Here is a 26433-nt window from a genome sequence, read left to right on the forward strand (position 1 = left end):
GCAGCTAATCGGCTACGGCAAATTAAGAGTGAGCATTTCACCGAGCAAGAAACAAGGGAATATAAAATAAGCCTCATCAGACGAGTGGAAGAACAAGTTGTCAAAATGGGAGCTATAATGCCTTCGCGTGAATACCCAAATACGTATTACTGTATCGTCGACCGATATATCGTATCTTACAAAGTGCTGGATAACGGCGAGCGTTATGTGATTACTTCATTCAAGCATAGTAGAATGGAGCGTAAATAAGAATGATGACCGATTCCCAAGGGAGCCGGTTTTTTTGTGCCCACAAACCTAAGCATCGCCCTTCCGCATTCTATGAGGAATTGAAAGGGCTGAAAAGTCTGCTTTCACGTTACTTGGATCTTTGTTAACCTTTTGGAAGCGCCGTATGTGGAGCTGACTGTACGGTGGTGTGAGGGGAGGGGGAAACCGCCGCCTCCCCTCAATTGACCGCAAGCGTGTCACATGCAATTACTTCCCGTACGGATCGATCGTTTCGATCGTACCGTCCTCGTGGATCGTCAGCTCGGTGAATTTGACGCAGCGTTTGTTGTCCGCGCCGCCCGAAAGGGAGCTGTCGTGATAGAACAAATACCATTTATCCTGGAACTGCACGATCGAGTGGTGGGTCGTCCAGCCGATGACCGGCGTCAGGATTTTTCCTTTGTACGTAAAAGGTCCTTGCGGGTTCTCGCTCACAGCGTATACGATGTTATGGGTCGTGCCGGTCGAGTAGGACAGATAATACAGTCCGTTATGCTTATGTACCCACGGTCCTTCAAAATATCTCCGTTCCTCGTCCCCTGCCAAAATCGGCTGGCCGTTCTCATCAAGAATGGAGATTTCACGTAGCGCCTCCTTGAAAGTCAGAAGGTCGTCGCTCAGCTCGGCCACTCTTGGCCCCAGTGCCGGTTCGTCGGCCGCCGGGCCTTCTGCGTTCGGATCAAAGGTGCCCGTCTGCCATTTTTCCAGCTGGCCGCCCCACAACCCGCCGAAGTAAATAAAAGCGCTTCCGTCATCATCCATCAGGACGGCTGGGTCAATGCTGAAGCTGCCTGGAATATATTCCGGCTGCGGAGTGAACGGTCCCGCGGGAGAGGAGCTGGTGGCTACGCCGATCCGGAAAATATCATCGTGATCCCGTGCCGGAAAGAAGAGGTAGTACGTATTGTTCTTATAAGCCGCATCCGGAGCCCAGAGCTGCTGCTTGGCCCAAGGGATATCGCGGAGATGCAGCGCCTCGCCGTGGTCCTGGCATGGGGAGTTCGCATCGTCCATGGACAGGATGTGGTAGTCCTCCATGTCGTACTGGTCCCCGTTATCGTTGGACATGTGCTCATGGTCCAGGTCATGGGAAGGGTAAATATACAACTTGCCTTCAAACACGTGAGCCGAAGGGTCGGCGGTATAGATGTGGGTGACCAAGGGCTCGCGCTGCGTCACAGGCTGAGTCATCTCGTTTCCTCCTTAATCAGTGGTTGGATGGATGCTGCAATAGGTGCTCCTTTCCATTTTAACAAACAAACCGGGTCAAAAACCTACAAGATTTATAGGTCTTTTCCTCAAAATTTTAGGTTTTTAAGAGAATGGATGGTTCCCTTATTGAGACGATCAGTTCTATAGGGGAGCATCCATAAAAAAACAGGCGCCATTTCTGGTGCCTGTACTGCTCTTTTTACCAAGGCGTTTCCGTTCTGTTGGACTCATGTGAAGTAAGGCAAAGGCGCTGAATTACAATCTGGCTTAGGAGGGATTATACAAATATAAGGGCTGGGGAAAGTATTCGGAAGAGTAACTGTCCGGCAACAGTAAAATTTCAGTGCTATTCCAATCATGTGGAACCTTGCTCTAACTCGAACCGTATTAGGATTCAAAACGCGAACGCGAATATGGAGGTAATGAGAGATGAATGAACAACAGGGATGCGTGAAATGCGGGAGCCGCAACGCGAAGACGAAAGAGGTGGCCATGACCGGCACGGGCCTTTCCAAAATGTTTGATATCCAGCACAATCAATTTATTGTGGTCTATTGCGAAAATTGCGGCTATTCCGAATTTTACAACAAACAGTCGTCGACAGGATCGAATATTCTCGATCTGTTCTTTGGGTAAGCCGTGGAGGCGCGCCCTCCACGAGCTTTATCTTGCCCGTTAGCAATGAGCTCGTTTTCCCGAGCCGGCGATAGCCGGCTGCTCGAATAATGAAACAGGTGACGTCCCAAACTCTATCGTCGTTCTGATCCTCGTTCCTTCCCGCCCTCGGTGACCGGCTGCTCGGATATCCTGATAATATTAAATGATTGCCTATTTCTATCATCGTCATTAACAGAATGACCGCCATCGACTATAATCAAAATAACATAAAAAGGGGCGTTATGATGGAGGATATCCTTAAGCAGCAGCGGGAATTGGCTGAGCTTATTCAAAGGCATTCCGTCGATGATGGGGTGCACGAGACACCGATTCCCTCTTTAAATATCATTCAATGTTCGAGGTTGGCCGAACCTTCCCACAGGGTGTTCAAGCCTTGTTTTTGCGTTATCGCTCAGGGATTAAAAGAGGTGTTTTTGGCACAGGAGCGTTTTGAGTATGGACCTACGGATTACCTCATTGCCTCTGTGGATCTTCCGGTTGTAGGAAAAATTATTAAAGCTGCTCCTGAATTGCCTTATTTGAGCATCAAACTGGAATTTACGCATTCACAAATTTTAGAGGTAATCAATGAGGCAAACCTAATCATTACGCCAAAAGACCACACAAATCGGGCCCTGTTTGTTGGCCAGATGGAGACATCTCTTATGGATGCAACACTTCGATTAGTCAAATTGCTTGACCGGCCGAATGATATTCCGTTTCTGGCTCCACTGATCACAAAGGAGGTCCTGTACGCACTTCTTAAGGGTCCTTACGGCGTTAACTTGGGACAAATTGCAATGGAAGGAAGCAACAATTATCGAATCATGGAAACGATTGAACATATAACCCGATATTTCGATCAACCCCTTCGTATTGAAGAGCTTGCTGAAACTGCAAATATGAGCATCCCTTCGTTGCATCGAAACTTCAAACAAGTGACCGGCATGAGTCCTATTCAATTTCAAAAGCAGCTCCGATTGCAGGAAGCTCGTCGTTTACTGCTATCGGAATCCGCTGAAGCCGCTGAAGCCGCATTCCGGGTCGGTTATGAAAGTGCTTCGCAGTTCAGTCGGGAGTATTCCCGTATGTTTGGTGCTCCTCCTAAATTGGACATCAAACAGATAAAAGAAATCTACGATTCATCCAAAAGTATGGTTTTCCTAGGTGATTAACGAAAAATCTTCAAATGGTAACCAGAACAGTTTGCCGAAAGATCAAGCAAATCATTCAGATGATATAAATAGGCAATCATTCAATATTATCGGGATATCGGTCACACGCTTTTTCGTAGCATAATTACTATGGGAAACGGGATGAAAGATGTTGATCTTGTCTACACCAATGCTATGGGAGATGAATTATCCACGGAGCAAATTTATTTAGGCTAATTTCATCGATGAAAGGATGGCCAATGAATGCAAAAGCGTAAATTAGGTAACGGTGGTTTGGAAGTCTCCGCAATTGGGCTCGGATGCATGGGAATGAGTCATGGTTATGGTCCTGCCTCTGATCAAAAAGAGATGATCTCTCTAATTCATGCAGCATTTGACCGGGGCGTAACATTCTTTGATACCGCTGAAGTTTACGGTCCCTATGTGAACGAAGAATTGGTTGGCGAAGCACTGGCCCCGTTAAAGGGTCAAGTGATTATTGCAACAAAGTTCGGGATTCAAATGGAAAACGGCAAACAAGTGCTTAACAGCAAACCCGACACCATAAGAAAATCGGTTGAAGGTTCGCTCAAACGTCTTCAAGTCGAAACCCTTGATCTTTACTATCAGCATCGTGTCGATCCTGATGTTCCCATTGAGGAGGTTGCCGGAGTCGTTCAAAACTTGATTCGTGAAGGTAAGGTTAAGCATTGGGGGCTTTCTGAGGCTGGGATTCATACAATTCGCAGAGCTCATGCCGTTCACCCTCTGACGGCGATCCAAAGTGAATACTCCATGATGTGGAGAAATCCAGAGGACGAGCTGCTTCCTGTCTTAGAGGAGCTCGGAATTGGCTTCGTGCCCTTTAGTCCGCTTGGCAAGGGATTTCTTACGGGAACGATCGATGGAACATCGACTTTTGATAGCTCTGACTTTCGAAATATTGTTCCTCGTTTCCAACCGGATAATCTTGCGGCCAACCAGGTTTTAATCGATCTAATCGGTAAAATAGCGACCCAGAAACAAGCAACGCCGGCTCAAATCGCATTGGCCTGGGTATTGGCCCAAAAGCCGTGGATCGTTCCTATTCCGGGTACGAGAAAATTAGAACGGTTGGACGAAAATTTAGGGGCAGCCGATGTTAAACTCTCCGTTTCGGAACTCACTGATTTAAATGAGGCTCTTTCCAAAATTGAAATTGCCGGAGATCGCTATCCGGCTGAATATGCAAATCGTGTGGGCAAATAAATATTTATATTTAGAAAAGGAGAACTCTTATGCAAAACGTTACATTGAACAATGGCGTTACCATGCCAATCCTTGGTTTTGGGGTTTATCAAATTCAAGATTTGGAACAGTGCGAACAGAGCGTGATTGATGCCATTTCCGCAGGCTACCGGCTGATTGATACAGCGGCCGCATACCTCAATGAAGAAGCTGTCGGGAGAGCAATCAAACACAGCGGTGTGCCGAGAGAGGAATTGTTTATTACAACCAAGCTTTGGGTGCAGGATACTGGATATGAACACACAAAAAAAGCATTTGAGGCTTCGCTGAGAAGGCTTCAACTGGATTATCTGGATTTGTATTTAATTCATCAGCCTTTTGGAGACGTTCACGGTTCTTGGAGAGCAATGGAGGAACTTTACCGAGAAGGAAAAGTCAAAGCGATTGGAGTCAGCAACTTCCATAGCGACCGCCTAATGGATCTCATTCTTCATAACGAAATTACACCTGCGGTCAATCAGGTTGAAACCCATCCTTTCTGTCAGCAAATTGAAAGCGCCCAATTCATGAAGGATAATCATGTGCAGATCGAATCCTGGGGACCTTTTGCAGAAGGCAGAAACAACATGTTTCAAAACGCGCTGCTGACAACCATTGCTGAAAAACATAACAAATCCGTCGCTCAGGTGGTTTTGCGTTGGTTGATTCAAAGAGAAGTGGTTGTCATTCCGAAATCGGTTCATAAGGAGAGAATTGAAGAGAACTTTAACGTCTTTGACTTCCAATTGAGCGAAGAGGATATGAGTGCGATCGCTACAATGGATACAAAAGAGAGCATGTTCTTCTTCCATCGAGATCCTGAAATGGTAAAGTTAATTGGTTCGCGAAAGCTTGATATCTGATTCCCTACGAGGGCTGATAATAACCCATCATGATTGAGCTATTGTTCTCTCGGCCCGCTAATTAGGACGTTTTTTTCATATTCGTTCCTCCTGTGATCCACAATATGTTTAACGACGTTGTTTAGAATAAAGCAGCTTTATGAACTGAATATAAACAGCGCCAACTGTTTGGAAAATCCAGGGTTGACAAAAGCAAATGGATGCCATAATATAATTAACAATTTCATACCTCATAAAGGTTTCGATTAGAAATAGTAGAAGTGAAGTGACTTTTCAGAGAGCCGCTGGGTGGTGCGAAGCGGTATGGTCGATCATTTCGAACTCGTCTATGAACCGCCACCTGACAATGTAGGGTCTGCCGGAGTTCCACCGTTACAGGGATAGATGGTGATTGCCATCGAAGAAGATCATTTTTGCTTTGCTGAAAATGAATTAGAGTGGTACCGCGGGTTAAACCTCGTCTCTAGCGTAGAGACGGGGTTTTTTTGTTGGCCAAATTCCGGGTTTGGCCGGCACCGCTTTAAATATATATAAACTACACTCATTTGGGAGGAATAGCAGATGAACCGCAAAATTATCGTATTGGACACGACGTTACGCGACGGAGAGCAGGTGCCTGGCGCCAAGCTCAACACGCAGCAGAAGGTTGAATTCGCGCAGCAGCTGAAGCGCCTCAATGTAGATATCATCGAGGCGGGCTTCCCTGCGTCGTCGGCGGGGGATTTTCAAGCCGTGCAGGAAATCGTCAGAACCGTGGGGGACAGCGTCTCTGTGACCGCGCTCGCCCGGGCGGTGAAGAGCGACATCGAAAGTGTGTATGAAAGCATCAAGCTGGCACAAAATCCGTTTATCCATATCGTGCTGGGCACGTCCAACATCCATGTGGAGAAAAAGTTCAGCCGCTCGAAGGACGCCGTCATGCAGATGGGTGTGGATGCGGTCAAATTTGCGAAGACGCTGCTGCCGGAGGTACAGTACTCCACGGAGGATGCGTCCCGGTCGGAATTCGAATATCTGTGGCAGACGATCGAAGCGGTGGTCAAAGCCGGCGCGACGATCATCAACGTTCCAGACACGGTAGGCTATGCTGTTCCGGAAGAGTTCGGCGAGCTGATCCGCAAAATCAACGACCGGCTGAAAAACCTGAACGACAAGGTCGTCCTGAGCGTGCATTGCCATAACGACCTGGGGCTGGCGACGGCAAACACACTGGCCGCAATCAAGAACGGGGCCGAGAAGGTGGAGTGCACCATCAACGGGCTTGGCGAACGCGCAGGCAACACCTCACTTGAGGAAGTGGTGATGGGGCTGAAGGTGCGGGAGAATTATTTTAACTGCCACACCCAGATCCAGCTGAAGGAAATACTGCGCACCTCCCGGCTGCTGACGCATTTGACGGGCCTGGACGTGCAGGTCAACAAGGCGATTACGGGCGAAAACGCCTTTGCCCACTCGTCCGGCATTCATCAGGATGGGCTGCTGAAAGATAAAAACGTGTACGAAATCATGTCGCCGGAGGAAGTCGGGGCTGAGAGCATGGAATTGATCCTGACCGCCCGTTCCGGACGGCATGCATTCAGAAATGCAGTAGAAAAGATCGGCTTCGACACGAGCAATCCAAACGATTTTGAGGAGCTGTTTGCGAAGTTTCTGCAGCTGGCCGACGCCAAAAAGGAAGTGTACGACCATGACGTATTCTACCTGGTGACCGAGCACCGCAAGATCGATCAAGGCACCAGCCATCTGTATGAGCTGGAATCCTTCCAGGTCGTGACCAACGACCTCGTGCCGACGGCGACCGTCCAGCTGAAAAAAGGCGGCGAAAGCTATACCGACAGCAAGGTCGGGGACGGACCGATCGATGCACTGTACAGCGCGATCAAGGCCTTGGTCGGACTTGACGTGCAGCTGAGGGATTATAAAATCAACAGCCTGTCGCGGGGCAAAGAGGCGATTGGCCGCGTCAGCATCCGGCTGGAATACCAGGGCAAAACTTATTCGGGACGGGCGATGGATACCGACATTATCAAGGCGAGCGCGCTGGCGTTCCTTAACGGCATTAACGCCGCCGTACTGGACGCACCGGGCGAGCCGCAGGCGGCTGTGCAGGGCGCAAGCGAATAAGGAAAGACCGGCGGCAGCTGGACTCAGCCGAATGCGTGAATAGTAATGAACCGTTCCGATAGAAGGGGGTATATATCATGGCGTTAAAAGAGAGTGCCGAGCGGGTGCAGAGCCATCTCCGTGATATGGGCTTTGACCATCGGGTGGTGGAACTGCCGGACAGCACTCGCACGGCGGAAGAAGCCGCGGCGGCGATTGGCTGCGGAGTGGCACAAATTGCGAAGTCCATTATTTTCCGTCTGAGCGGTTCCAATGAACCTGTACTTGTTGTAGCAAGCGGCGTAAACCGCGTCAATGAAAAGCTTGTTTCCTCGTCGCTTAACGTCAAGCTGAAGAAGGCTGATGCAGATTTCGTGCGGGAACACACCGGCTTTGTCATCGGAGGCGTAGCGCCGATTGGTCACCTGGAGAGAATCACGACGATTATTGATGAAGACTTGTTGAAATTCGGCACGATTTGGGCGGCGGCCGGTCATCCGAAGGCGGTATTTTCTTGCACCCCGGAGGAGCTCATTGCAATGACAGCCGGACAGGTAATGACCATTCAATAAGTTATGGAGCCGGGTTGTGGGTACAGCCGGAGACGAACGTATGTATGCGGTTGGGAACCAGTTCGGGCTCCGCATTTAAGGTCCGAACCCAGAAGAAGCAGCAGGATGTGCTGCTTCTTCTGTTCTTATCATTTTTCGTATAGTCCTGCCGCGGATCTGCCGTCATGCCTTGACAAAAGGAACGATTTTGAAGAAACTAGTGATACATAAAAGTTTTTTTGATGTTCAAAATTATTTTTAGATGACAGATTAAAGAGAGTGGGATCTATGGAACATATCAAGGAAGAGCTGAATGTGCTGCTGCCTGTTATCCGGGCCATTGCCGCCCAGTTTGGGGAGAAATGCGAAGTGGTGCTTCACGATTTGACGCAGGGGTACGAAAGCACGATCGTGGCGATCGAGAACGGCCACATTACCGGGCGGAAGGTCGGGGACTGCGGCAGCAATCTCGGGCTGGAGGTGCTGCGCGGAACCGTGACGGAGGGAGACCGCTACAACTACATCACCCAGACGAAGGACGGCAAAATATTGCGTTCCTCCTCAACCTACTTTAAGAACAGCAAGGGGGAGACGATCGGAGCGCTCTGCATGAACCTGGATATTTCCGATCTGCTCGTGGCGGAGAATACGATCCGCTCGCTGACGATGCACAGCCTCGATCAGGAAGTGAAAGAGGTATTCGTCAACGACGTGAACGATCTGCTTGATTACCTGCTGCAGGAATGCCAGAAGGAAATCGGCAAGCCGGTCTCGCATATGAGCAAGGAAGACAAGGTGAAGGCGGTGCAGTTTCTGGATATGCGCGGCGCTTTTCTCGTGAAGAAAGCAGGAGATAAAGTATGCCAGTTCCTCGATATTTCCAAGTTTACGCTGTATAACTATCTCGACGAAATTCGGGCAAACCAGGACAAAGGCATGCCGAAAAACAGGGTATAGCAAGAGGAAGCCGCCGGACCAGGGCCAGATAGATTTCGAATAGCAAAGCGGCAGACAAAGGCAGAAGGAGTCCGCGCAAATCGTATGAATATGAGTAGAAACGGTGCTGCATAGGAGTAGGCCTGTATTTCGGGCTATACTTTGTTATGAATTGAAAGCGCATTCAGATTTGTGATGAATCATAGAAATTATATTGACAATGTACGGAGAAGGGATTCATAATGTGAACAATCAAAAAATTATTTTTTTGATCTAATTATTTTTTTGTAGTTATGGAGTTTGATTGTCTCAGCGAGCCTATCACAAGGGCACACCTATATCCAGATTTTGTGTCATTCAAGGAGGGAGCAAGATGATTCAAACCGTATCAACGCCTGCCGTCATCGTCGATTTGGACATTGCCGAACGCAACATCCGCAGCATGGCGGAGGAAGCGAGAAAGGCCGGAATCCGGCACCGTCCCCACATCAAATCGCACAAGTCGGTTTATTTTGCCCGCAAGCAGCTGGAGGCCGGAAGCACCGGCATCACCTGTGCCAAGCTGGGGGAAGCGGAAGTGATGGCTGAAGCGGGGATCGACGATATTTTGATCGCTTTTCCCATCATTGGCGAAGACAAGCAAGAGCGGCTGTATCAGCTGGCGCAAAAGGTGAAAGTAACGACGGTCGCCGACAGCGTGGAAGGCGCCACGGCGGTGTCGGAGGTGGGCGAGCGTCTCGGCCGCCGCATACCGCTCTACATCGAAGTGGACGGGGGCATCGGGCGCTGCGGCCGCCAGCCGGGGGAGGACACGCTGCAATTTGCACGGCGGATCCAAAGCCTGCCGGGGATCGAAATCACCGGACTGCTGTCTTACGCGGGGCAGATTTACGGCGAAGAGAGCCGGGAAGAGATCCGCAGAACGGCACGCCAGGAGGCGGCTACCCTGAAGAATACTGCCGATCTAATGAGGGAAGCGGGGATCGACGTTCCGGTCGTCAGCGGCGGTTCGTCGCTGTCGTCCAAGTTCGCAGGGGAACTGGAGGGTGTAACCGAGATCCGCGCCGGAAATTACATATTCCACGACGTGGGCCAATTGTCGATGGGCATGATCACGGTGGACGATTGCGCGCTGCGGGTGATCACGACGGTCGTCAGCGTTCCGGCTCCGGGCCGGGCGATCATCGACGCGGGATCCAAAACGCTCACCACGGACACGATGCCGTTCTCTAAAGGTTTCGGCTACATCGTGGAGCATCCCGACATCGAAATTTTCAAGCTGAATGAAGAGCACGGGTTCCTCAGCTATGATCCGGCTTCCGTATCGCTTCACATCGGCCAGCACCTGACGATTATCCCGAACCATGCCTGCGTCCTTCCGAATCTGTGCGATGAAATCGTCGGCTTCCGCGGAGGAGTGCCGGTCGAGAAGATCCGGATCGACGCGAGGGGCAAGAACAGCTAAGCGGTACAGAGAGGAGGCTGTGATTCATGGGGAAGGACCTTGATTCATTTCACGAGCAGGAGCTGCTGGATATCGTCTGCGGACTGATCCGCATCCCGAGCGAAAATCCGCCGGGGCGTGAAGAGGCGGCCGCCCGGTACGTCTTGCAGCTCCTCCGGGACGAGGGGATCGAAGCCGAGCTGCAGTGGGCCGCGCCGCAGCGGCCGAATGTGGTCGCCCGGTTGAAGGGCGCGGCGGAAGGGCCGGCGTTCCTGTACAACGGCCATCTCGACGTTGTCCCGGCCGGGGAAGGCTGGGGCGAGGACCCGTTTGCCGCCGTCGTCCGGGGCGGCGAGTTGATCGGCCGGGGTGCGGCCGATATGAAGTCGGGCGTCGCGGCCATGCTGTACGCGGCCATCCTGCTGCACCGGCGCGGCTGCCCGTTCGCCGGGGAGCTGATCCTGCTCTTCAACGTGGACGAAGAGCGGGAGAATGCTGGCATGCGCTACTTTTTGCGCAGCGGCGTGCACGCCGATTTCGCCGTTATCGGCGAGCCGACCGGGCTCGGCATCTGCACCGCCCATAAAGGCGTCGGCCGCTACCGGATCCGTACAGCGGGCGTCGCCGGCCATGCGGCAAAGGTGCTGGAGCCCGACAACGCCATTCCGAAGATGGCGGCGCTCATCTCGGCGCTGGAGCCGCTTCGAAGCCGCCTCAAAGAGAGCGCCGATCCGCTCCTCGGGTACGCGACGCTGAACGTCACGCAGATCAAGGGCGGGACGGCGCCGAACATCGTGCCGCATCACTGCGAGATCGAGGTCGACCGCCGGGTTATCCCTGGCGAGACGGCGGCGCAGGTGCTGGAGCAGCTGAAGGAGGCGCTAAATGCAGCTGCAGGCACAAGCTTAGACGAAGGCTTAAGTGCCGGAACTGGTGAAGTCACCTACGAAGTGGACGACTACTTGTTTATACCGGCATCGACCATTCCGCAGGACCATGAGCTTGTGCAGGCACTGGTGGAGGTCACCGGCGATGTTCTCGGGGACCCGTCCGCCATCGGTATTTTCGAAGCGACCTGCGAGGCGCCGTTTCTGTCCGTTGACTTGGGCATTCCGACGGTTATATTCGGACCAGGATCGCTGGACCAAGCCCATGTGAAGGATGAGCGTGTTCCTGTCCGTCAGATCACGGACGCAGCCAAGGTATACATGCAGCTCGCCATGCGGCTGCTTCAACAACAACCATTACAGGAGGAATGATGATGAGCATTCAAGAGAGATTGAAAGAACTGAACATCGAGCTGGAGCCAGTTGGCGAGCCGAAGTTCTCGTACGTTCCCGTAAATCAGGTAGGAAATCTGCTGTACACTTCGGGTCATGATTGCCGCAAGAACGGGGAGCTGATTCTAAAAGGCAAGCTTGGAGAAGAGCTGACGATCGAACAGGGGCAAGAGGCGGCGCGCCGGTGTATCGTGAACATTTTATCGTCGCTGCAGGCCCACCTGGGCAGCTTGGACCGGGTGAAGAAAGTAGTGAAAATGCTCGGCTTCATCCAAAGCGCTCCGGGATTTAAAGATCAGCCTTACGTGCTGAACGGGGCGTCGGATCTGCTGATCGAAGTGTTTGGGGAGAAGGGCAAGCATGCGCGCTCCGCGATCGGGACAAACGAGCTGCCGTTTGATACGCCGGTCGAGGTGGAGATCATCGTCGAGATCGAATAACGGCGGTAGAGCAGACTGCCGGGAGAGCTATTTTTCATACAAAAAAAGGAGGGGGTTCAACCCAATGAACCACCACTCCGGAAAATGATCAGATTATTAATGTAACAGACCGAAGCTTGAAAATCAACGAACCGGAGGATCGAACGATGAAGAGCAAGGTTCCATTATATCTGCTGTCTCTTATCGCATACCTGGGGATGCCGCTCGGCGTCATCTGGATGAATCGGATTTACGAGGAACGCCATGTGTTCGTGCTCGGCATGCCTTTATTGCTGTTCTGGATGGTGCTGTGGATCCTCACTGGGGTTGGCATCATGCTGCTGGTTCATAGGCTCAATCCGGACAACCTGGAAGAAGAGAAGGAGGCGACGGAGTAATGTCACATCAGGCTATTTCCATCTCGATTATCGGCATTTTTCTAGTTCTGGCGCTGTATCTCGGCATCCGGGCGTCGAAAGGCAAAAAAATGAGTCTCGAAGAATGGTCCGTCGGTGGACGCGGATTCGGGACGGCGTTTATTTTTCTTCTGATGGCGGGCGAGCTGTATACGGTCAACGCCCTGATGGGCATCAGCGGCTGGGCTTTCGGGCGCGGCGGAGCTGCGTTCTATAACATCACGATGCTCAATTTCATCATCGGATACTGGCTGCTGCCGAAGATTTGGAAGTATGGGAAGGAGCACAATCTGATCTCCCAATCCGACTTCTTTATCAAAAAATACAACAGTCCGGCTCTGGGCATTTTCGTGGCGGTCGTCGGCTTCATTTCAATGATTCCTTATCTGATCATCCAGCTGAAGGGGCTGGGGCTGATCATTTCCGAGGCGTCGTACGGCGCCATCTCCCCGACCGCCGCCATCTGGATCGGTGTGATCGCCGTCACGGTCTATGTGATGATCTCAGGTATTCACGGCTCGGCGTGGACCGCCGTCATCAAGGATATCCTCATCGTGGTGGTCGTCGTGTTCCTCGGTTTGTACCTGCCGATTCACTATTATGGCGGCATTGGGGATATGTTCCGGGCAGTGGAGAACGCTAAGCCCGGTTTCCTCGGCCTGGAGGACAAGGGGTACAGCACGTCCTGGTACGTATCCAGCCTGATTCTGCTGTCCTTCGGATATTACATGTGGCCGCACGGCTTCATCGCCACCTATTCCGGCAAAAATGCGCGCTCCATCCGCAATAATACGCTCATGCTCCCGCTGTACATGCTGTTTACGTTATTCGTCCTGTTTATCGGGACGTCGGCGGTACTGCAGGTGGATGGCGTCAGCAACAACGACATCGCCATTTTTGCCATCGTGAAGCAGACTTTCAGCCCCTGGGTCGTCGGTCTCCTTGGCGCTGCCGGGCTGCTGACGGCGATCGTTCCGGGATCGATGCTGCTGATGACGACGGCATCGCTGATCGCTAACAACGTCGTCAAAGCGCTTCGTCCGCGGACGGACGACCGCTCGGTCATGAGTTTGGCGCGCTGGCTGGTGCCGGTAGTGGCCGCGGTCGCGCTCATCTTCACGTTCAACAGCGGCTCGGCGATCCTGCTGCTGATGCTGAGCGGGTACGGTTTTGTGTCGCAGCTGACGCCGGCGGTGGTCACAAGCTTTATGAAACGGAATCCGTTGAACAAGTACGGCGTGTTTGCCGGAGTGACGGTCGGCGTGCTGATCGTCGCTTATATCAACCTGATCGGCGCCACCATGGGCACCTTTTTCCCTGCGGCCCCGAACTGGTTCCAGGATTTGAACGTGGGGATCGTGGCGCTGCTCGCCAACATCGTGGTTTCCCTGATCGTCAGCGCAGCGACCCGATCCTTGTCCGCCAGCCGCGGCAGCGCCGCTGCCGAGCGTGCGGCCGTCAAAGGTGCATGATCGGTGCTGTGAGCAAGCAGCGGGATAAGTCAGAAAGATATCGTTATGACCGTGGGGTGAGCCTTTAGATCAAGGGGTCCCTTAATGGATGGATTGCTATTTGTTAGGCATTTTTCGTTATACACGGCGCTTCGTGCCGGGAACGTCCAGAAGATGGACTTCCCGGTTTTTTTTATATGTATCGGGAGGTTATTAGAACCTGGAGAATCATGAACCTGTACGGGGCAAAAAGAATGACCTTTTGGATGAGATAAAATCTGTTAATTCCGCCTGCTTTAAGGTTCATTTAATATTGACCGGGTATACTGGCCCTGACCAAGAAGAAGGAGGACCTCATGCTCATGGGCAAACCGCGAATCGAAGAATGGACGCAGCTGCGTGGCCTCGCCTTTCTGGCGATCGTGATGCAGCATTCCATTGCCGAGTATATCTACAGGCCCGACATTGTGGCTGCGGATTCCACCATGCTGACGATGATCTACCACCTGACCCGTTTCGGAACGCCGACCTTTGTATTTTTGTCCGCCGTGCTGCTGTTCTACAACTATGGTGAACGGTTTCGGTATGGTCCGTTTATCCGCAAACGGTTCGGGGATGTGTATGTCCCTTTCCTGTGCTGGACGGTGATTTATTGGCTGTATGTCCACGTATTTACCCCATCCTTTTGGCAAAAAGGAGGACAGGACTGGGGAGCGCTGCTGAAAGAGATGTTCGTTCCTCAGACGGGATACCAGCTGTGGTTTATCCTGATGATCTTTCAGTTCTACCTGCTGTTTCCGCTGTTTGCCTGGGCGTTCCGGGCGGCGCGGCGCGTGATCGGTCCTATGGAGGCGAAGAAGCGGGCAGGGGTGCTGTCCGCGATCCTGGGTGGTTCTTTTATGATCTACGCTGCTCTGCTGTATCTCTCCTATTACCGGATGGGGAGCTGGGCCGAGGGGCTTGGCGGACCCTTGTCCGTTTTGCTGCAGTACCGCAGCTATTCGTTTGTGATGTACGGTTTTTATTTTGTGGCCGGCGCAGTATGCGCGGCATCCGTGTCCAACTGGCGGGCATGGTGCGCCCGGTTGCTGCCTTGGACCGGACTCCTGTTCCTGGCTATGTACATCAAGCTGGGCTATGACGTGCTGCAGGGGTCGGGCGAGGTCGTGAATTTAAATATATCCACTTACCTGCGGCCATCGACCTTTGTCATCATCGTTGCGCAGATGCTCCTGCTGTACGGGCTGCTCATCATGATGCAGGGGCGGAGCCAAGCTTTCCTGCGGATGCTGACCTGGATCGGCCGGTATTCGTTCGGCGGGTATCTTGTTCACGCCCTGATCATTTACGTGATTGCCTTTTTTACACGTCCGCTGAATTTGGCCGGCAGCCACGTGTCTTTTACGCTCCTGACCTTTGGCCTGACCGTGCTCGCTTCACTCGGCATCAGCTACACGCTGTCGCATCTGCCGGGATCGCGCTGGATCATTGGCGCAAAACGCCGTGACGTGAAGCAGGGCAAGCCGGACGAGACCGGCTTCCGCAAGGAGTCGCCGACGGTGTCTTGATGCCTTGATGCCGTGATGAAAGTCCATTAAAACAAACCAATGATGCTTCCAATCATCCCGCAGCGAAAAAGGGTACCATCAATCAATGATTGATGGCACCCTTTTTGATTTCGAAGGTAAATTAGACCGAGAGGACGATCTTTCCGCGGCCATGGCCGGATTCAATCTCCCGGTGGGCTTCCCGGGCCTGATCCAGCGGCAGCACTTTCCGGATATGGATATCGACCTTTCCTTCGTTGTATAAGCGAACAAGCTCGGCAAGGCGTTCTTTGCTGCGCGTGCCGGTCAGCTGCCGGATGCCGAGTGTTTGGGCCCGAGCACTGGGGACCATCGCTACAATTCGGCTGAGGTCCTGGACCAGGTCCACGGATGCCTGCAGGGCGAGGTCATCCCTACCCCCGGCATGCAAGGCGGCGTCCACTCCTGCGGGAGCGATAGCGTGTATGCGGGCGGCGAGCCCATCCCCGTAGTCGAGCGGAATGGCGCCCAAACGCTGGAGATGATCGTGATTGGCCCCGCTGGCCGTGCCGATCACCCTGCCGGCGCCCCAGGCCAGCGCGAGCTGCACGGCAAAGGTGCCCAGCCCCCCGGCCGCCCCGTGGATCAGCACGGTATTCCCGGGCTGAATCCGGATCGCTTCCAGCGCCATATGGGCGCCCTGTCCGTTGCCGGTAAAACCTCCGGCGGTTTCCCAAGGCATGGCTGCCGGTTTGCGGACCAACTGGTCGCTGCTGACGACGACATATTCGGCATATCCGCCAAACATCGTAAAGCCGATCACTTCGTCCCCGCGCGCGAATTCGCTGACGCCGTCCCCCACCTCGTCGATGATCCCGGCAAATTCATTGCCCGGGATGATCGGAAAAGGGTAGGACTGCGCGTACGGGACGCTTCCGCTGCGGACCTTGGCGTCGATTGGCATGACGCCGGCCGTTTTGACGCGCACCCGGACGGTTCCCGGTCCGGCTGACGGGACGGGCAGCTCGGTCAGCTGCAGCACGTCGGGCGGCCCCAGACGGTTGAACGTTATAGCTTTCATTGAACTCACTCCTTGACTTATCCTGAATTGTAGATCCCATTGATTTCCTTTTCAGGTTATTTTATAATCAGGCTGCGATAAACGGAAATATATATTTAATTATGACTCTATATATTGAAGTATATAGAAAACGGAGGGAGAGCTATGGAGCTGCTGCAGCTTCAATATTTCAGGACGGTCGCCAGGCTGGAACATATGACGAAGGCGTCGCAGGAGCTGCGGATCGCCCAGCCGGCGCTCAGTAAGACGATTTCCCGGCTGGAGGAGGATATCGGCGTTCCGCTGTTTGACAGGCAAGCGGGTAGAATTCGGCTGAATTCCTATGGGAAGGCGTTTCTGACAAAAGCTGAGGAAGCGCTCCGCCTGCTGGAGGAAGGAAAGCGGGAGGTAGCGGATCTTGCCGGACTGGAGCGCGGCAGCATCCGTCTGGTCACGGCGACGCTGGAGCGGATGACGGGGCCTATCACCGAATTTATATCGGCTCATCCGGAAGTGAACTTTCAAATTTCCCAGGCTCCCATCGAGCAGATGAGCGAATTTCTTACCTCGGGTGAGGCCGATCTCGGCTTTACGCCGCTGCCGCTGGATCAAGCGGGATATGCCTATAAGGCGGTGCTGAGCGAGGAATTGTACTTGGCCGTGCCCTCGGCGCATCCGCTTGCCGGCCGCCGGCAGGTTACTTTGAAAGAAGCGGCGGCGGAGCCGTTTATCGGATACCGGGAGGACTTTGTCTTTCAACAAATCAATGACGGTTTCTTTGAGCAGGCCGGGGCGGCTCCCCGGTACATTTGCCGGGTCGACGAACCGCCGGCGATCTTAAGCCTCGTACGCGCGGGCGTCGGGGTAGCGCTGTCCGGCTGCAAAAAAGGAGATAAAGAAATACCCGGTGTCACTCTAGTGCCCGTGTCCGATCAAGCGTGCCGGCGCCAATATTACCTCGTATGGAGCGAGCAGCGCTATTTGTCGGCCGCCGCGTGCGAATTTAGGGACCACGTGGCCGCATATTTTGCGGAGTGATTCACGTCAGACGAGAAATGACCCGGTGGCATCCGCTGCGGTGCGGCTGAACTTGAGCCTGGACTTTTATTATGGCTGTAAAGACAGGGGAGGCATCGCCGATATTCGGCTGCCTCTCCTTTGATTTGGACAAGGAAATACGAAGGAAGGGGACTTATGGATTCGAGTGAATCTAATAATTCACTGCATTAACGCGTTACCTTGTGATCTTGCATCCCTTCCACCGATTGTAATACAATGCTTTTAAATTTTAGTTCGAGCTAATTCATAGGACACAAGCTGTGAAGGAAAGAGTAAGCGGAGAAAGCTCCTGCCAGGGACGGTATGCCGATAGACTGGAAGCATCCGAGGGACACTGCCCGCCGAAGTTCATTCCTGAGCCGGTATTTTGATTCCCTGCATGAGGAATGCAGGACGTAGGAATACCCGTTTCCCTTGCGTTAAAAGGTTCAAGTGAGATGTGCAGCCTACACGTGTGCATGTCTAATAAGGGTGGTACCACGACTCCTCGTCCCTTGGCGGACAGGGGTCTTTTTTGTTTGATTTTATATTTTTTTAACACTAGGTGAGGAGAGATGAGAGATGAGTCAAGGGCGCTTGGAAGAACTGCGCAATCAATTGGATGAGGTGAATCTTCAGCTGCTGTCGCTGCTGTCCGAACGGGCACGGATCGCACAGGAGCTTGGTGTAGAGAAGGAAAAACAGGGCGTGCCGAAGTTTGATCCGGTTCGTGAAAAGGAAATGCTAGAGAAGCTCGTGGCCAGCAACGAAGGACCGTTCGACCATGAGACGGTTCGGCATCTGTTCAAGCAAATTTTTCAAGCGACGCTGACACTGCAGCAGGTCGATCATAAGAAGCACCTGCTCGTCAGCCGCAAGAAAAAGGCGGAGGATACCGTCATTCAGCTGGGCGATGTGACGATCGGCGGCGGCAAGCCGGTCATGATCGCGGGGCCATGCTCGGTTGAGAGCTATGAGCAGGTCCGCACCGTGGCGGCCGCTTTGAAGGAAGCGGGCATCACGGTGATGCGCGGCGGCGCCTTCAAGCCGAGAACTTCGCCTTATGATTTCCAGGGGCTTGGCATTGAAGGCCTGAAAATTCTGAAGGAAGTGGCGAGCGAATTCGGGCTGAAGACGATCAGCGAAATCGTGGATCCGGCTCATATCGAGCTGGCGTGCGATTACATCGACGTCATCCAGATCGGGGCGAGAAACATGCAGAACTTCGAGCTGCTGAAGGCGGCTGGCGACGTCCGGACGCCGGTACTGCTCAAGCGCGGGCTGGCAGCGACCATCGACGAATTCGTGCACGCGGCCGAGTACATTTTATCCCGGGGCAATACGCAGATCATGCTGATTGAGCGGGGCATCCGCACGTACGAAAAAGCAACGCGCAACACGCTCGACATTTCGGCCGTTCCGATCCTAAAACAGGAAACGCATCTGCCGGTACTGGTCGACGTGACCCATTCCACCGGCCGCAAAGACATCATGGCTCCTTGTGCTAAAGCGGCTCTGGCCGCCGGCGCGGACGGCGTGATGGTCGAGGTTCATCCGGATCCGGCTACGGCGTTGTCCGACGCGGCCCAGCAGTTCAACATTCCGCAGTTCCAGGAATTCTACAACCAGGTTAAAGGTTCGGGACTGCTGTAAGCACCGGATTCCATTATCACTTTGCCTGAATAAATGACGTTAGCAAGGCACAGCAAAAGCCGGGTCTCCTCTAGAGCTGCATGAGAGGGGATCCGGTTTTTTTAGATATTGCAGTCTGTCTGCGATGAGTTTAGACCGATAGTCATTTCTTTATAAAAAATGGCTCGTTTCCACAAAGCTTTTTTCCAGGGGGGACATCTCATATCCCGCTCGGGTCACCAAATATTTGTCCACATAGCGGAACGGCTCGGGCAGCTGGGCAAACGCCGAAAATCCGTGCTGCATCACGATGTTTTTGGAAATCAAGGAGATGCCCATCCCAAGAGAGGTCAGCTGAAGGAGGGTGTCCAGAATCCCCACTTCGGTGCTTTCTCCTTTTTCCAGGCCAAGCTCGGCGTAAAGCCGCTCCAGAATCGCAGCGTACAGGCAGTCTCGGGTCAAAATGATCCAGTTCTCCCCGTGGAGGGCGCATTCCAGGCTCTGTCCGCCGGCGAACTTTTTGCCGATGAGCACCATCTCCTCCGTACCCAGTTTTTTGTAACTCAGCTGCGGCGAGTCGGTCCTGCCGATCGTAAAGGCCAAATCGATGTTTCCTTGGAGCAATTCGTGCTCCATCGACTGCGTCGTCCCAGTCTTTAGCGTGACGGACAGATCGGCGTGATTTTCATATAAACGGGTCAGTGCATCCGTGAGCTCTTTGCCGAAGACGGACTGCATGGTGCCGATCCGCAGCTTCATCTCCCTATAGCTCATATCCAGCTCGGTTTCTTCCCATAAAACAAGCATTTTTTTATATTGGCGGTAGAGCTTACGCCCCTCCGACGTCAGCTCCATGCCTTTGGCACTCCGGATGAAAAGCTGTTGTCCGTAATGGGCTTCGATTTTTTTGATCTTGGCCGTCATGTTGGACTGGAGATGGTTCAGCTTGACGGCTGCGGCCGACAGGCTTTTAAGCTCGGCAACGCTGACAAAGGCTTTCATATTATCGATATCCATGTCGACCTCCAAGGTATCAAAAATGATGATGACTCTATTGATAACATGCATTATTCATGATGTCTCAATCCCAGTATACTGGAACCGTACAGAATCATAAAGCCAGGAGGAGAAGAGAAATGGAGACAAGGGGTTCTGAAAAAATACGCACCGGGATCATTGGAGGGTCGTTAAACAATCAGTGGGCCAGCAAAACACACATTCCGGCTTTGACGCGGAGCACAAGCCATGAAATTACAGCCATTGCCACCTCGAATATGGCTAGCGCCCGGGAAAGCGCAGCCAAGCTGGGTGTCGCCCATGCTTTCGACGACTATCGTGAACTGGTGCAGTCCGGGAATGTGGATTTGGTGGTCGTCAGTGTCAAGGTTCCCCATCATTACGAAATGATCAAGGAGGCCATCGCCGCGGGGAAACATGTGTACAGCGAGTGGCCGCTTACCGTCACGCCGGAAGAGGCGGAGGAATTGGCGGAGCTTGCTTCGGAACAGGGGATTCATCATGCCGTTGGCCTCCAGGCGAGACAGTCGCCTGCGCTGCTGGATGCGAAAAACCGCATCACTCGCGGAGACATCGGCCGGGTGTTATCCGCCAGCATGTCGGTGTCTACGCCGGGCAAGGGAGGGTACACGGAACGGAACAACATTTATCTGCTTCAGGAGAAGTATGGAGCGACCCTGCTGGCGATTAACGGGGGACACTCGCTCGACGCGTTTGGATTTGTGCTGGGAGATCTGAAAGAAGTCTACGCAACCATGAACAGCAATTATTCGGAGGCCAAGGTACTGGGAACCGGGGAGACGGTACCCAAAGATACGGCCGACCAGATTATGGTTCATGGCACGCTTGAGAACGGCGCGTCGGTATCAATCCATATTCAAGGCGGGACCTATCCGAAATTTGAATTGGAGATTCAAGGGGAGAAAGGGGTCATCCGCATTTCCCAGCCCCAGTCGCAAGGGCATGTTCAGTTTGGTGGACTGGTGGTCGAACAGGCGCTGTACCCGTCAGGACATATTGAGGGTTACGGAGATCAGGAGACGTTCCAAAAGGTGTACGACGAGACCGAAGAACCTTCAGTCATCGTGAATCACGTGATGAAGGCACATCAGGTCATGGCAGAGGATATTCGTCTAGGTACGTTCCAGGCCCCTGATTTTTACGAAGCCGCCCGCCTGCACCGGCTGCTGGAAACGATCCGGCAGTCTGCCTTAACCGGCAAACGGCTAAGCGTTAGCTAATCGGAACAAGCATGGCGGAGTGGTAGAACTGAGACGGAAAAAACGGCGGCAGCGAGGACAGAAAAAAGGTCCTGGGCTGCTGCCTTTTTTTGAACCAAGCGTGTTTGTGGCGCTTCATGAAGCAGCGCTGCTTGTCTCATCGGATTCGGCGGTTTGCCCGTTTTCGAAGCTGTGGAAAATAGTTCATCTCCTCGACGGAAATGGGCTTTGCACCGCCGTCCGGGTTTTGGTCCGAATATTCCCCGCTTGGGAACCCATCTTCCAGTCTAACGTCAATGAAATCAACGAGCTGCTGAAGTGAGGAGATTTGCTCGACGATCTGTTTACGGTGGCTTTTTAAAGTCTGGGTCAGCTCAATATATTCGGCGGGATCCGGGTTACCGGATGCCTTCAGGAACGGCCTCATGGCCTCCAGGGAAATCCCCGTTTTTTTCAGGCAGGATATTAATTTGATCATATGGATATCCTTCCGGCGGTAGACGCGATGCCCGTTGTCCTTTCTGTCCGGCGGAGGGAGCAGCTTGATTTTTTCATAATAACGGATCGTGTCCTCGGAAAGTCCAGTCAGCTCCGCGGTTTGCTTGATCGTGAACGTTTGCTCGGTCATCATCCTGCACCTCCTGTAATGGAAACTTAAAAGCATTATACATCTTGGAGCCGACTCCAAGTCAAACGGGGTCAGCTCATCTTTTTTTCGGACAACGGCTTTGTCCACATTGCCTTGACTTCGATTCGACTCCAACTTTTACAATGGGCTCTATCAGGGAGACATATCCCTGACATATGAAGGAGGAGACGCACATGAACCCTAAATATCAGCCTATAATGGAGCCTTATCGTTTCAAAAATGGCGTCGAAGTTAAGAACAGAGTCGTTCTTGCGCCCATGACGATTTCTTATTCCCGGCAAAACGGTACGATAACGGATGATGTCATCGCATATTATGAAAGCCGTTCGAACGGTGTTGGAATGGCGGTCACGGGAAGCGCGATCGTCACATCGAGCGGCAAAGTATTCGGAGGAGAGATCGCAGCGGACCATGACGATCGGATCCCAAGCTTGCAGCGCCTGGCTGCAGCGATGAAGAAACGCGGGGCCAAAGCCATTTTGCAAATCTTTCATGGGGGACGCGAAGCTCTACCGGAGGCGGTACCCAACGGTGAGATCGTAAGTGCGAGTGCGATTGCAAAAGAAGGGCAGAGCGTGATCCCCCGGGCGCTTGAAGATCAGGAAATTTTAGAGATCATCCGGGCGTTTGGCGCCAGCACCCGGAGGGCAATCGAGGCGGGTTTCGACGGGGTAGAGATTCACGGGGCCAACCGGTTTTTGATCCAACAATTTTTTTCGCCATACACCAACCGGCGCGATGATCGTTGGGGAGGAAATCTAGACAAGCGTATGGCGTTTCCGCTTGCTATAGTGGATGAAGTGAACAGAGCAGTGGCTGAACATGCTAAACGGCCGTTTCTCGTAGGATACCGGTTTTCGCCGGAAGAAGAAATGACGCCTGGCATTACGATGGCGGATACACTAAGACTGGTGGATGCCCTCGCCAATAAAAACCTGGATTATTTGCATGTTTCTTTAATGGACTTCTGGTCTAAGCCTAGACGTGGAGTAGAGGACAATCGCTCCAGGATGGAGATGATTGATGAGCTCGCCGGGCAAAGAGTTCCCGTGATCGGTGTAGGATCGATCCGCACACCTGATGAGGCGCTTAGAGCGCTGCAATCGGGAGTCCCGCTTATAGCACTGGGACGTGAGCTGATTATCGACCCGGATTGGGTTGAAAAGGTAACGCAAGGCAGGGAAAGCGAAATCCGCACAGAGATCACATTACACGATCAAGAAAAACTGGGGATTGCCGATCCGTTATGGCACAAAATCGTCCATACGCCAGGGTGGTTCCCGATCGCGGGCCAGGGTGTAACCGGCTAAAACGGGATTATGGTTATGCGAAAAAGCGCGCCCAAGGCGCGCTTTTTCATTCGTATTAGAACAGTTCCCCTGCTGCGCCAGCTGTTCAGCCCAGCATGCCGATCAGAACAATGCCGCCAAAAATAATGACGGAGCACAGCATCCGCCGCAATCCCTGCTGCTCCTTCAGAAGCAGGACGCCGAGGAAAGTGGCGAAGATGGTGCCGATTTCCCGCAGCGGGCTGATATGGGCCATCGGCGCCTGGGACATGGCGAACAGGAACAGCAGATAAGAGCCCGGGTTTAAAACGGCCCCAAGCAGCAGCGTGGTTTTGTTGGCCTTCCATTCCTCAACAATTTTTCCGGAGGCGATCACGGCCGGGGTCAGACCGAGCACAAATCCGATGTTGGTCACCTCCAGAAGCGCGATCGGAGAGACATGCTCCAGATTCAGCTTGTCGACGAAGACGTAGCAGGTGGTACACAGCCCGACGCACAAAGCCATAAGCACGGGCTTCAGGCCTTGGGCCTGCTGCCCGCCGCTGCGGCTGTTGGAGCCGATGCCGCTCAGCACGGCGAATCCGCCGAGCATGCAGAGGATGCCGAGCCAGCCGAAGACGGACAGCGATTCGTTCAGAAAAAGGACGCCGATCACGGGGACGAGCAGCGTGCTGGTGCCCCGCATGATCGGATAGATTTGCGACAGGTCTCCCAGCTCATAGGTTTTCGACAATAGCCAGGAATAGACGGCCTGAAGCAGCATCGACAGGAGCAGCAGGCCGTAGGAAGCGGCGTTCATCGGATTTTTCCAGAGCTCGGTGAACAGCACCGGCAGCAGCAGAACGGTCGCGACCATCATGATAGACCACAGAAAGACGCTTTTGCTGCGGCTCCGCTTGGTGAACATGCTCCACACGGCATGGGCCATGCCTGAAGCAATCACTAGGACAATCGGTAATAACAAAATGAGTCAGCCCCTTGGTTGTTTAGTTGGTTCCTTGGGTATCGGGTTCATGAATCGGCTGTTCCAGAGCGGCGGACCCGTCCTCCAGCCGGAGCCAGGTATCGAAGTCCTTCTCGCCAAGGGACAGGCGGATGACGCGGGCACCCCGCATAAATCCTTCTTTGCCGTATGTGTTGCAGCCGGTGGCCCGCCCGTAACTCAGGCGGATCCCGTGCAGCGTTCCGCTGTAATCGTTGATATGATCGTGTCCGCAGAACGTGCCGATGACGTCGCCCATTTCGACCAGTGCCGCAAACAGTCCGGAGTTAACCGGAGGGCTGCAGACCCGTTCGTATTTATGTCCATAGCAGACTTGGGTGTCCCATACTTCCTGATATTCGGGAATCGGGATATGGAAGAATGCCAGCGCAGGCAGCTTCTCCGCCTGCCCGTTCAGGTTCAGCCTGGTGGATTCGGAGGCGAGCCAGTTGATTTGGTCACGCTGGATCCACTTGTACCCGGGAACCTGCTCGAGGCTCGAATAATCCCCGGAATCGAGGAAATACAGGTTGGCGGCCGGACGCCCCTCCGCGTCAACCAGCTCCAGCGTGTAATTGCCCGACCCGCTCAAGTCCGCCGGACCGGGCTCTGTTACCGTGTGCCGGTGCTCCAGCACGGTCTGCATCAGCTCGTCCCGGCTGATCCGGTTTTCCGTATCATGATTGCCGAAGACGACCGCCCACGGGATGCCGCGTTCTTCCATGGCAGCGACCGCATCCCGGAAGGCTTCCCGGGGATGCTCGCATTCTTTATTTCCCGGGGACACGGGTCCGGTATAAATGACGTCTCCGGTGATAACGACTAAATCCGGTTTCTCTGCATCCATGACCCGTTCCATGATCTCACGTGTGCGCTGGTCCTCAGGTCTGCCGTCCATCCAATGCAAATCGGTAAACTGTACAATCGTAAAGGTGCCGTCCTTTCGAAAAGACAAGCTCTTGCTCATCTCACGTGTCCCCCTCGTCATTTTACGTTAATTTAACAAACCACATATATGAATGTTGTATTATGTGTATTTATGTGGTTTTAGTTGATTTTAGTCCTGGACAAGGCTGCTGTCAATTCATTTTTTCGAAGTTTGACATTCCTCTCCATCGCCAACTACACTTAATAGAAACAACAACAAAACACATGTAAGCGATGAAAAACCACATGTGTCCAATACTAAGCCTTTTGGTATAAAGGAGGGTTTCGATATGTCCTTAACCTATGAGGAGCGGCGGGAGACCATTCTCGGCCAATTGGGGATGGAAGGGAAAGTCCGCGTGCACGTGCTGGCGGAGATGTTTGGCGTTTCGACAGAGACGATCCGCAGGGACCTCGACCGCCTGGAGAAGGAAGGCAAGCTTCGGAAAGTTTACGGCGGCGCGGTCCGGGTCCGTTCCGGCTTCACGGAGCCCACGTTTACGAACCGTTCCCTGATGCACCGGAGCGAAAAGCAGGAGATCGGCAAACTGGCGGCGTCCCTGATTGAAGACGGGGAGACAGTGCTGCTGGACAACGGCACCACGACGCTGGAAATTATGCGGAATGTGATGGAGCGCCCTCAGGTCACGGTCATCACCAACTCCGTGCCGATATTAAACCTTGCCCTCGAGGGGTTCCGGGGGAAAATCGTGTTTGCTGGGGGCGAGATCAATCCGGAGCATCAGGCGGCTACGGGGATGATCAGCCATGAGCTGCTGGATCGCTTCAAAGTGAATAAGGCGTTTATTTCGGCAGGGGGCATATCGCTGACCGACGGGATCACCGATTATCATCTGGAAGAAGCGCTGCTGTCCCGCAAAATGATCGAGCGTACGGAAGAGGCTATTCTCGTCGCGGACCATTCCAAGTTCGGGGTCACCACCTTCGCCCAGATCGCGCCGCTTACGCAGATCTCGATGGTCGTCACCGATGCGGGCTGCTCCAGGGAATGGATCGACGCCCTGAAGCAGCTGGATATTGAAATCATTTCGGGAGAGGCCCGGCTTTAAG

General features: G+C 53.2%; 24 protein-coding genes and 1 other annotated feature. Of the genes, 18 read left to right on the forward strand and 6 right to left on the reverse strand.

Annotated elements, in window-relative coordinates; all coding sequences use genetic code 11:
- Positions 1-477 precede the first annotated feature (477 nt).
- Positions 478-1461, reverse strand: coding sequence for a glycoside hydrolase family 43 protein (locus IAE55_RS09375; RefSeq protein ID WP_200631823.1), 984 nt, complete (start codon positions 1459-1461; stop codon positions 478-480).
- 450 nt (positions 1462-1911) lie between these two features.
- On the opposite strand from IAE55_RS09375, the gene IAE55_RS09380 reads away from it, so the two are divergent.
- From IAE55_RS09380 to IAE55_RS09440, 13 genes are all read left to right on the forward strand, one after another.
- Positions 1912-2118, forward strand: coding sequence for a zinc ribbon domain-containing protein (locus IAE55_RS09380; protein ID WP_145160076.1), 207 nt, complete (start codon positions 1912-1914; stop codon positions 2116-2118).
- A 263-nt stretch (positions 2119-2381) separates the two neighbouring features.
- On the forward strand, positions 2382-3314 hold the full coding sequence (locus IAE55_RS09385) for an AraC family transcriptional regulator (RefSeq protein WP_200631824.1): 933 nt from the start codon (positions 2382-2384) through the stop codon (positions 3312-3314).
- Positions 3315-3557: 243 nt separating this feature from the next.
- Positions 3558-4541, forward strand: coding sequence for an aldo/keto reductase (locus IAE55_RS09390; RefSeq protein ID WP_200631826.1), 984 nt, complete (start codon positions 3558-3560; stop codon positions 4539-4541).
- 29 nt (positions 4542-4570) lie between these two features.
- On the forward strand, positions 4571-5422 hold the full coding sequence (locus tag IAE55_RS09395) for an aldo/keto reductase (protein WP_200631828.1): 852 nt from the start codon (positions 4571-4573) through the stop codon (positions 5420-5422).
- A gap of 232 nt (positions 5423-5654) precedes the next feature.
- Positions 5655-5890 (forward strand) — a binding site (T-box leader).
- 93 nt (positions 5891-5983) lie between these two features.
- Complete coding sequence (locus IAE55_RS09400; RefSeq protein ID WP_200631830.1) at positions 5984-7546, forward strand: 2-isopropylmalate synthase; 1563 nt, start codon at positions 5984-5986, stop codon at positions 7544-7546.
- A 77-nt stretch (positions 7547-7623) separates the two neighbouring features.
- The gene (locus IAE55_RS09405) at positions 7624-8097 is read left to right on the forward strand and encodes a YbaK/EbsC family protein (RefSeq protein ID WP_145160069.1); all 474 of its coding nucleotides are present in this window, start codon (positions 7624-7626) and stop codon (positions 8095-8097) included.
- 267 nt (positions 8098-8364) lie between these two features.
- Entirely contained in the window at positions 8365-9033 is a 669-nt protein-coding gene (locus tag IAE55_RS09410) for a helix-turn-helix transcriptional regulator (RefSeq protein WP_105441721.1), read from the forward strand.
- 352 nt (positions 9034-9385) lie between these two features.
- Entirely contained in the window at positions 9386-10477 is a 1092-nt protein-coding gene (locus IAE55_RS09415; RefSeq protein WP_200631831.1) for an alanine racemase, read from the forward strand.
- Between the two features lie 26 nt (positions 10478-10503).
- Positions 10504-11715 (forward strand): M20 family metallopeptidase, encoded by a 1212-nt coding sequence (locus IAE55_RS09420; protein WP_200631832.1) that lies wholly within the window; start codon positions 10504-10506, stop codon positions 11713-11715.
- Positions 11715-12176: a RidA family protein gene (locus IAE55_RS09425; RefSeq protein ID WP_076170412.1), complete on the forward strand. Its 462-nt coding sequence runs from the start codon at positions 11715-11717 to the stop codon at positions 12174-12176. The genes IAE55_RS09420 and IAE55_RS09425 overlap by 1 nt, the downstream gene beginning before the upstream one ends.
- A 146-nt stretch (positions 12177-12322) precedes the next feature.
- Positions 12323-12553: a DUF3311 domain-containing protein gene (locus tag IAE55_RS09430; protein WP_200631834.1), complete on the forward strand. Its 231-nt coding sequence runs from the start codon at positions 12323-12325 to the stop codon at positions 12551-12553.
- Positions 12553-14043, forward strand: coding sequence for a sodium:solute symporter family protein (locus tag IAE55_RS09435; RefSeq protein WP_200631835.1), 1491 nt, complete (start codon positions 12553-12555; stop codon positions 14041-14043). Before IAE55_RS09430 ends, IAE55_RS09435 begins: the two co-directional genes overlap by 1 nt.
- 341 nt (positions 14044-14384) lie before the next feature.
- A complete protein-coding gene (locus tag IAE55_RS09440) occupies positions 14385-15590 on the forward strand; it encodes an acyltransferase (RefSeq protein WP_200631836.1) in 1206 nt (401 codons plus the stop codon).
- A gap of 121 nt (positions 15591-15711) precedes the next feature.
- Here IAE55_RS09440 and IAE55_RS09445 read toward each other — a convergent pair whose 3' ends face one another.
- Positions 15712-16629, reverse strand: a complete 918-nt coding sequence (locus IAE55_RS09445; RefSeq protein WP_200631837.1) for an NADP-dependent oxidoreductase — start codon at positions 16627-16629, stop codon at positions 15712-15714.
- Positions 16630-16773: 144 nt separating this feature from the next.
- Here IAE55_RS09445 and IAE55_RS09450 point away from each other — a divergent pair, with 144 nt between their 5' ends.
- Together IAE55_RS09450 and IAE55_RS09455 are read left to right on the forward strand one after the other, a co-directional pair.
- The gene (locus tag IAE55_RS09450) at positions 16774-17646 is read left to right on the forward strand and encodes a LysR family transcriptional regulator (RefSeq protein WP_163878382.1); all 873 of its coding nucleotides are present in this window, start codon (positions 16774-16776) and stop codon (positions 17644-17646) included.
- Positions 17647-18228: 582 nt separating this feature from the next.
- A complete protein-coding gene (locus IAE55_RS09455; protein ID WP_200631838.1) occupies positions 18229-19299 on the forward strand; it encodes a bifunctional 3-deoxy-7-phosphoheptulonate synthase/chorismate mutase in 1071 nt (356 codons plus the stop codon).
- A 150-nt stretch (positions 19300-19449) separates the two neighbouring features.
- On the opposite strand, the gene IAE55_RS09460 is transcribed toward IAE55_RS09455, so the two are convergent.
- A complete protein-coding gene (locus IAE55_RS09460) occupies positions 19450-20295 on the reverse strand; it encodes a LysR family transcriptional regulator (RefSeq protein ID WP_200631839.1) in 846 nt (281 codons plus the stop codon).
- A 119-nt stretch (positions 20296-20414) separates the two neighbouring features.
- Here IAE55_RS09460 and IAE55_RS09465 point away from each other — a divergent pair, with 119 nt between their 5' ends.
- Positions 20415-21536 carry a Gfo/Idh/MocA family protein gene (locus IAE55_RS09465; protein ID WP_200631840.1) on the forward strand — a complete coding sequence of 374 codons (1122 nt, stop codon included), beginning with the start codon at positions 20415-20417 and terminating at the stop codon, positions 21534-21536.
- Positions 21537-21672: 136 nt separating this feature from the next.
- Here the strand turns inward: IAE55_RS09465 and IAE55_RS09470 are convergent, their stop codons facing one another.
- Positions 21673-22146 (reverse strand): MerR family transcriptional regulator, encoded by a 474-nt coding sequence (locus IAE55_RS09470; RefSeq protein WP_200631841.1) that lies wholly within the window; start codon positions 22144-22146, stop codon positions 21673-21675.
- A gap of 191 nt (positions 22147-22337) precedes the next feature.
- Here IAE55_RS09470 and IAE55_RS09475 point away from each other — a divergent pair, with 191 nt between their 5' ends.
- The gene (locus IAE55_RS09475) at positions 22338-23474 is read left to right on the forward strand and encodes an NADH-dependent flavin oxidoreductase (protein WP_200631843.1); all 1137 of its coding nucleotides are present in this window, start codon (positions 22338-22340) and stop codon (positions 23472-23474) included.
- A gap of 85 nt (positions 23475-23559) precedes the next feature.
- Here IAE55_RS09475 and IAE55_RS09480 read toward each other — a convergent pair whose 3' ends face one another.
- Together IAE55_RS09480 and IAE55_RS09485 are read right to left on the reverse strand one after the other, a co-directional pair.
- The gene (locus IAE55_RS09480; protein ID WP_234489416.1) at positions 23560-24417 is read right to left on the reverse strand and encodes a DMT family transporter; all 858 of its coding nucleotides are present in this window, start codon (positions 24415-24417) and stop codon (positions 23560-23562) included.
- 22 nt (positions 24418-24439) lie between these two features.
- Positions 24440-25402, reverse strand: coding sequence for a metallophosphoesterase family protein (locus IAE55_RS09485; protein ID WP_200631844.1), 963 nt, complete (start codon positions 25400-25402; stop codon positions 24440-24442).
- A 250-nt stretch (positions 25403-25652) separates the two neighbouring features.
- On the opposite strand from IAE55_RS09485, the gene IAE55_RS09490 reads away from it, so the two are divergent.
- Positions 25653-26432, forward strand: a complete 780-nt coding sequence (locus IAE55_RS09490) for a DeoR/GlpR family DNA-binding transcription regulator (protein WP_089545869.1) — start codon at positions 25653-25655, stop codon at positions 26430-26432.
- The last annotated feature ends 1 nt before the right edge of the window (position 26433 follow it).

The organism is Paenibacillus sp. S28 (assembly GCF_016624415.1).
GTDB classification, from domain to species: domain Bacteria; phylum Bacillota; class Bacilli; order Paenibacillales; family Paenibacillaceae; genus Paenibacillus_AQ; species Paenibacillus_AQ favisporus.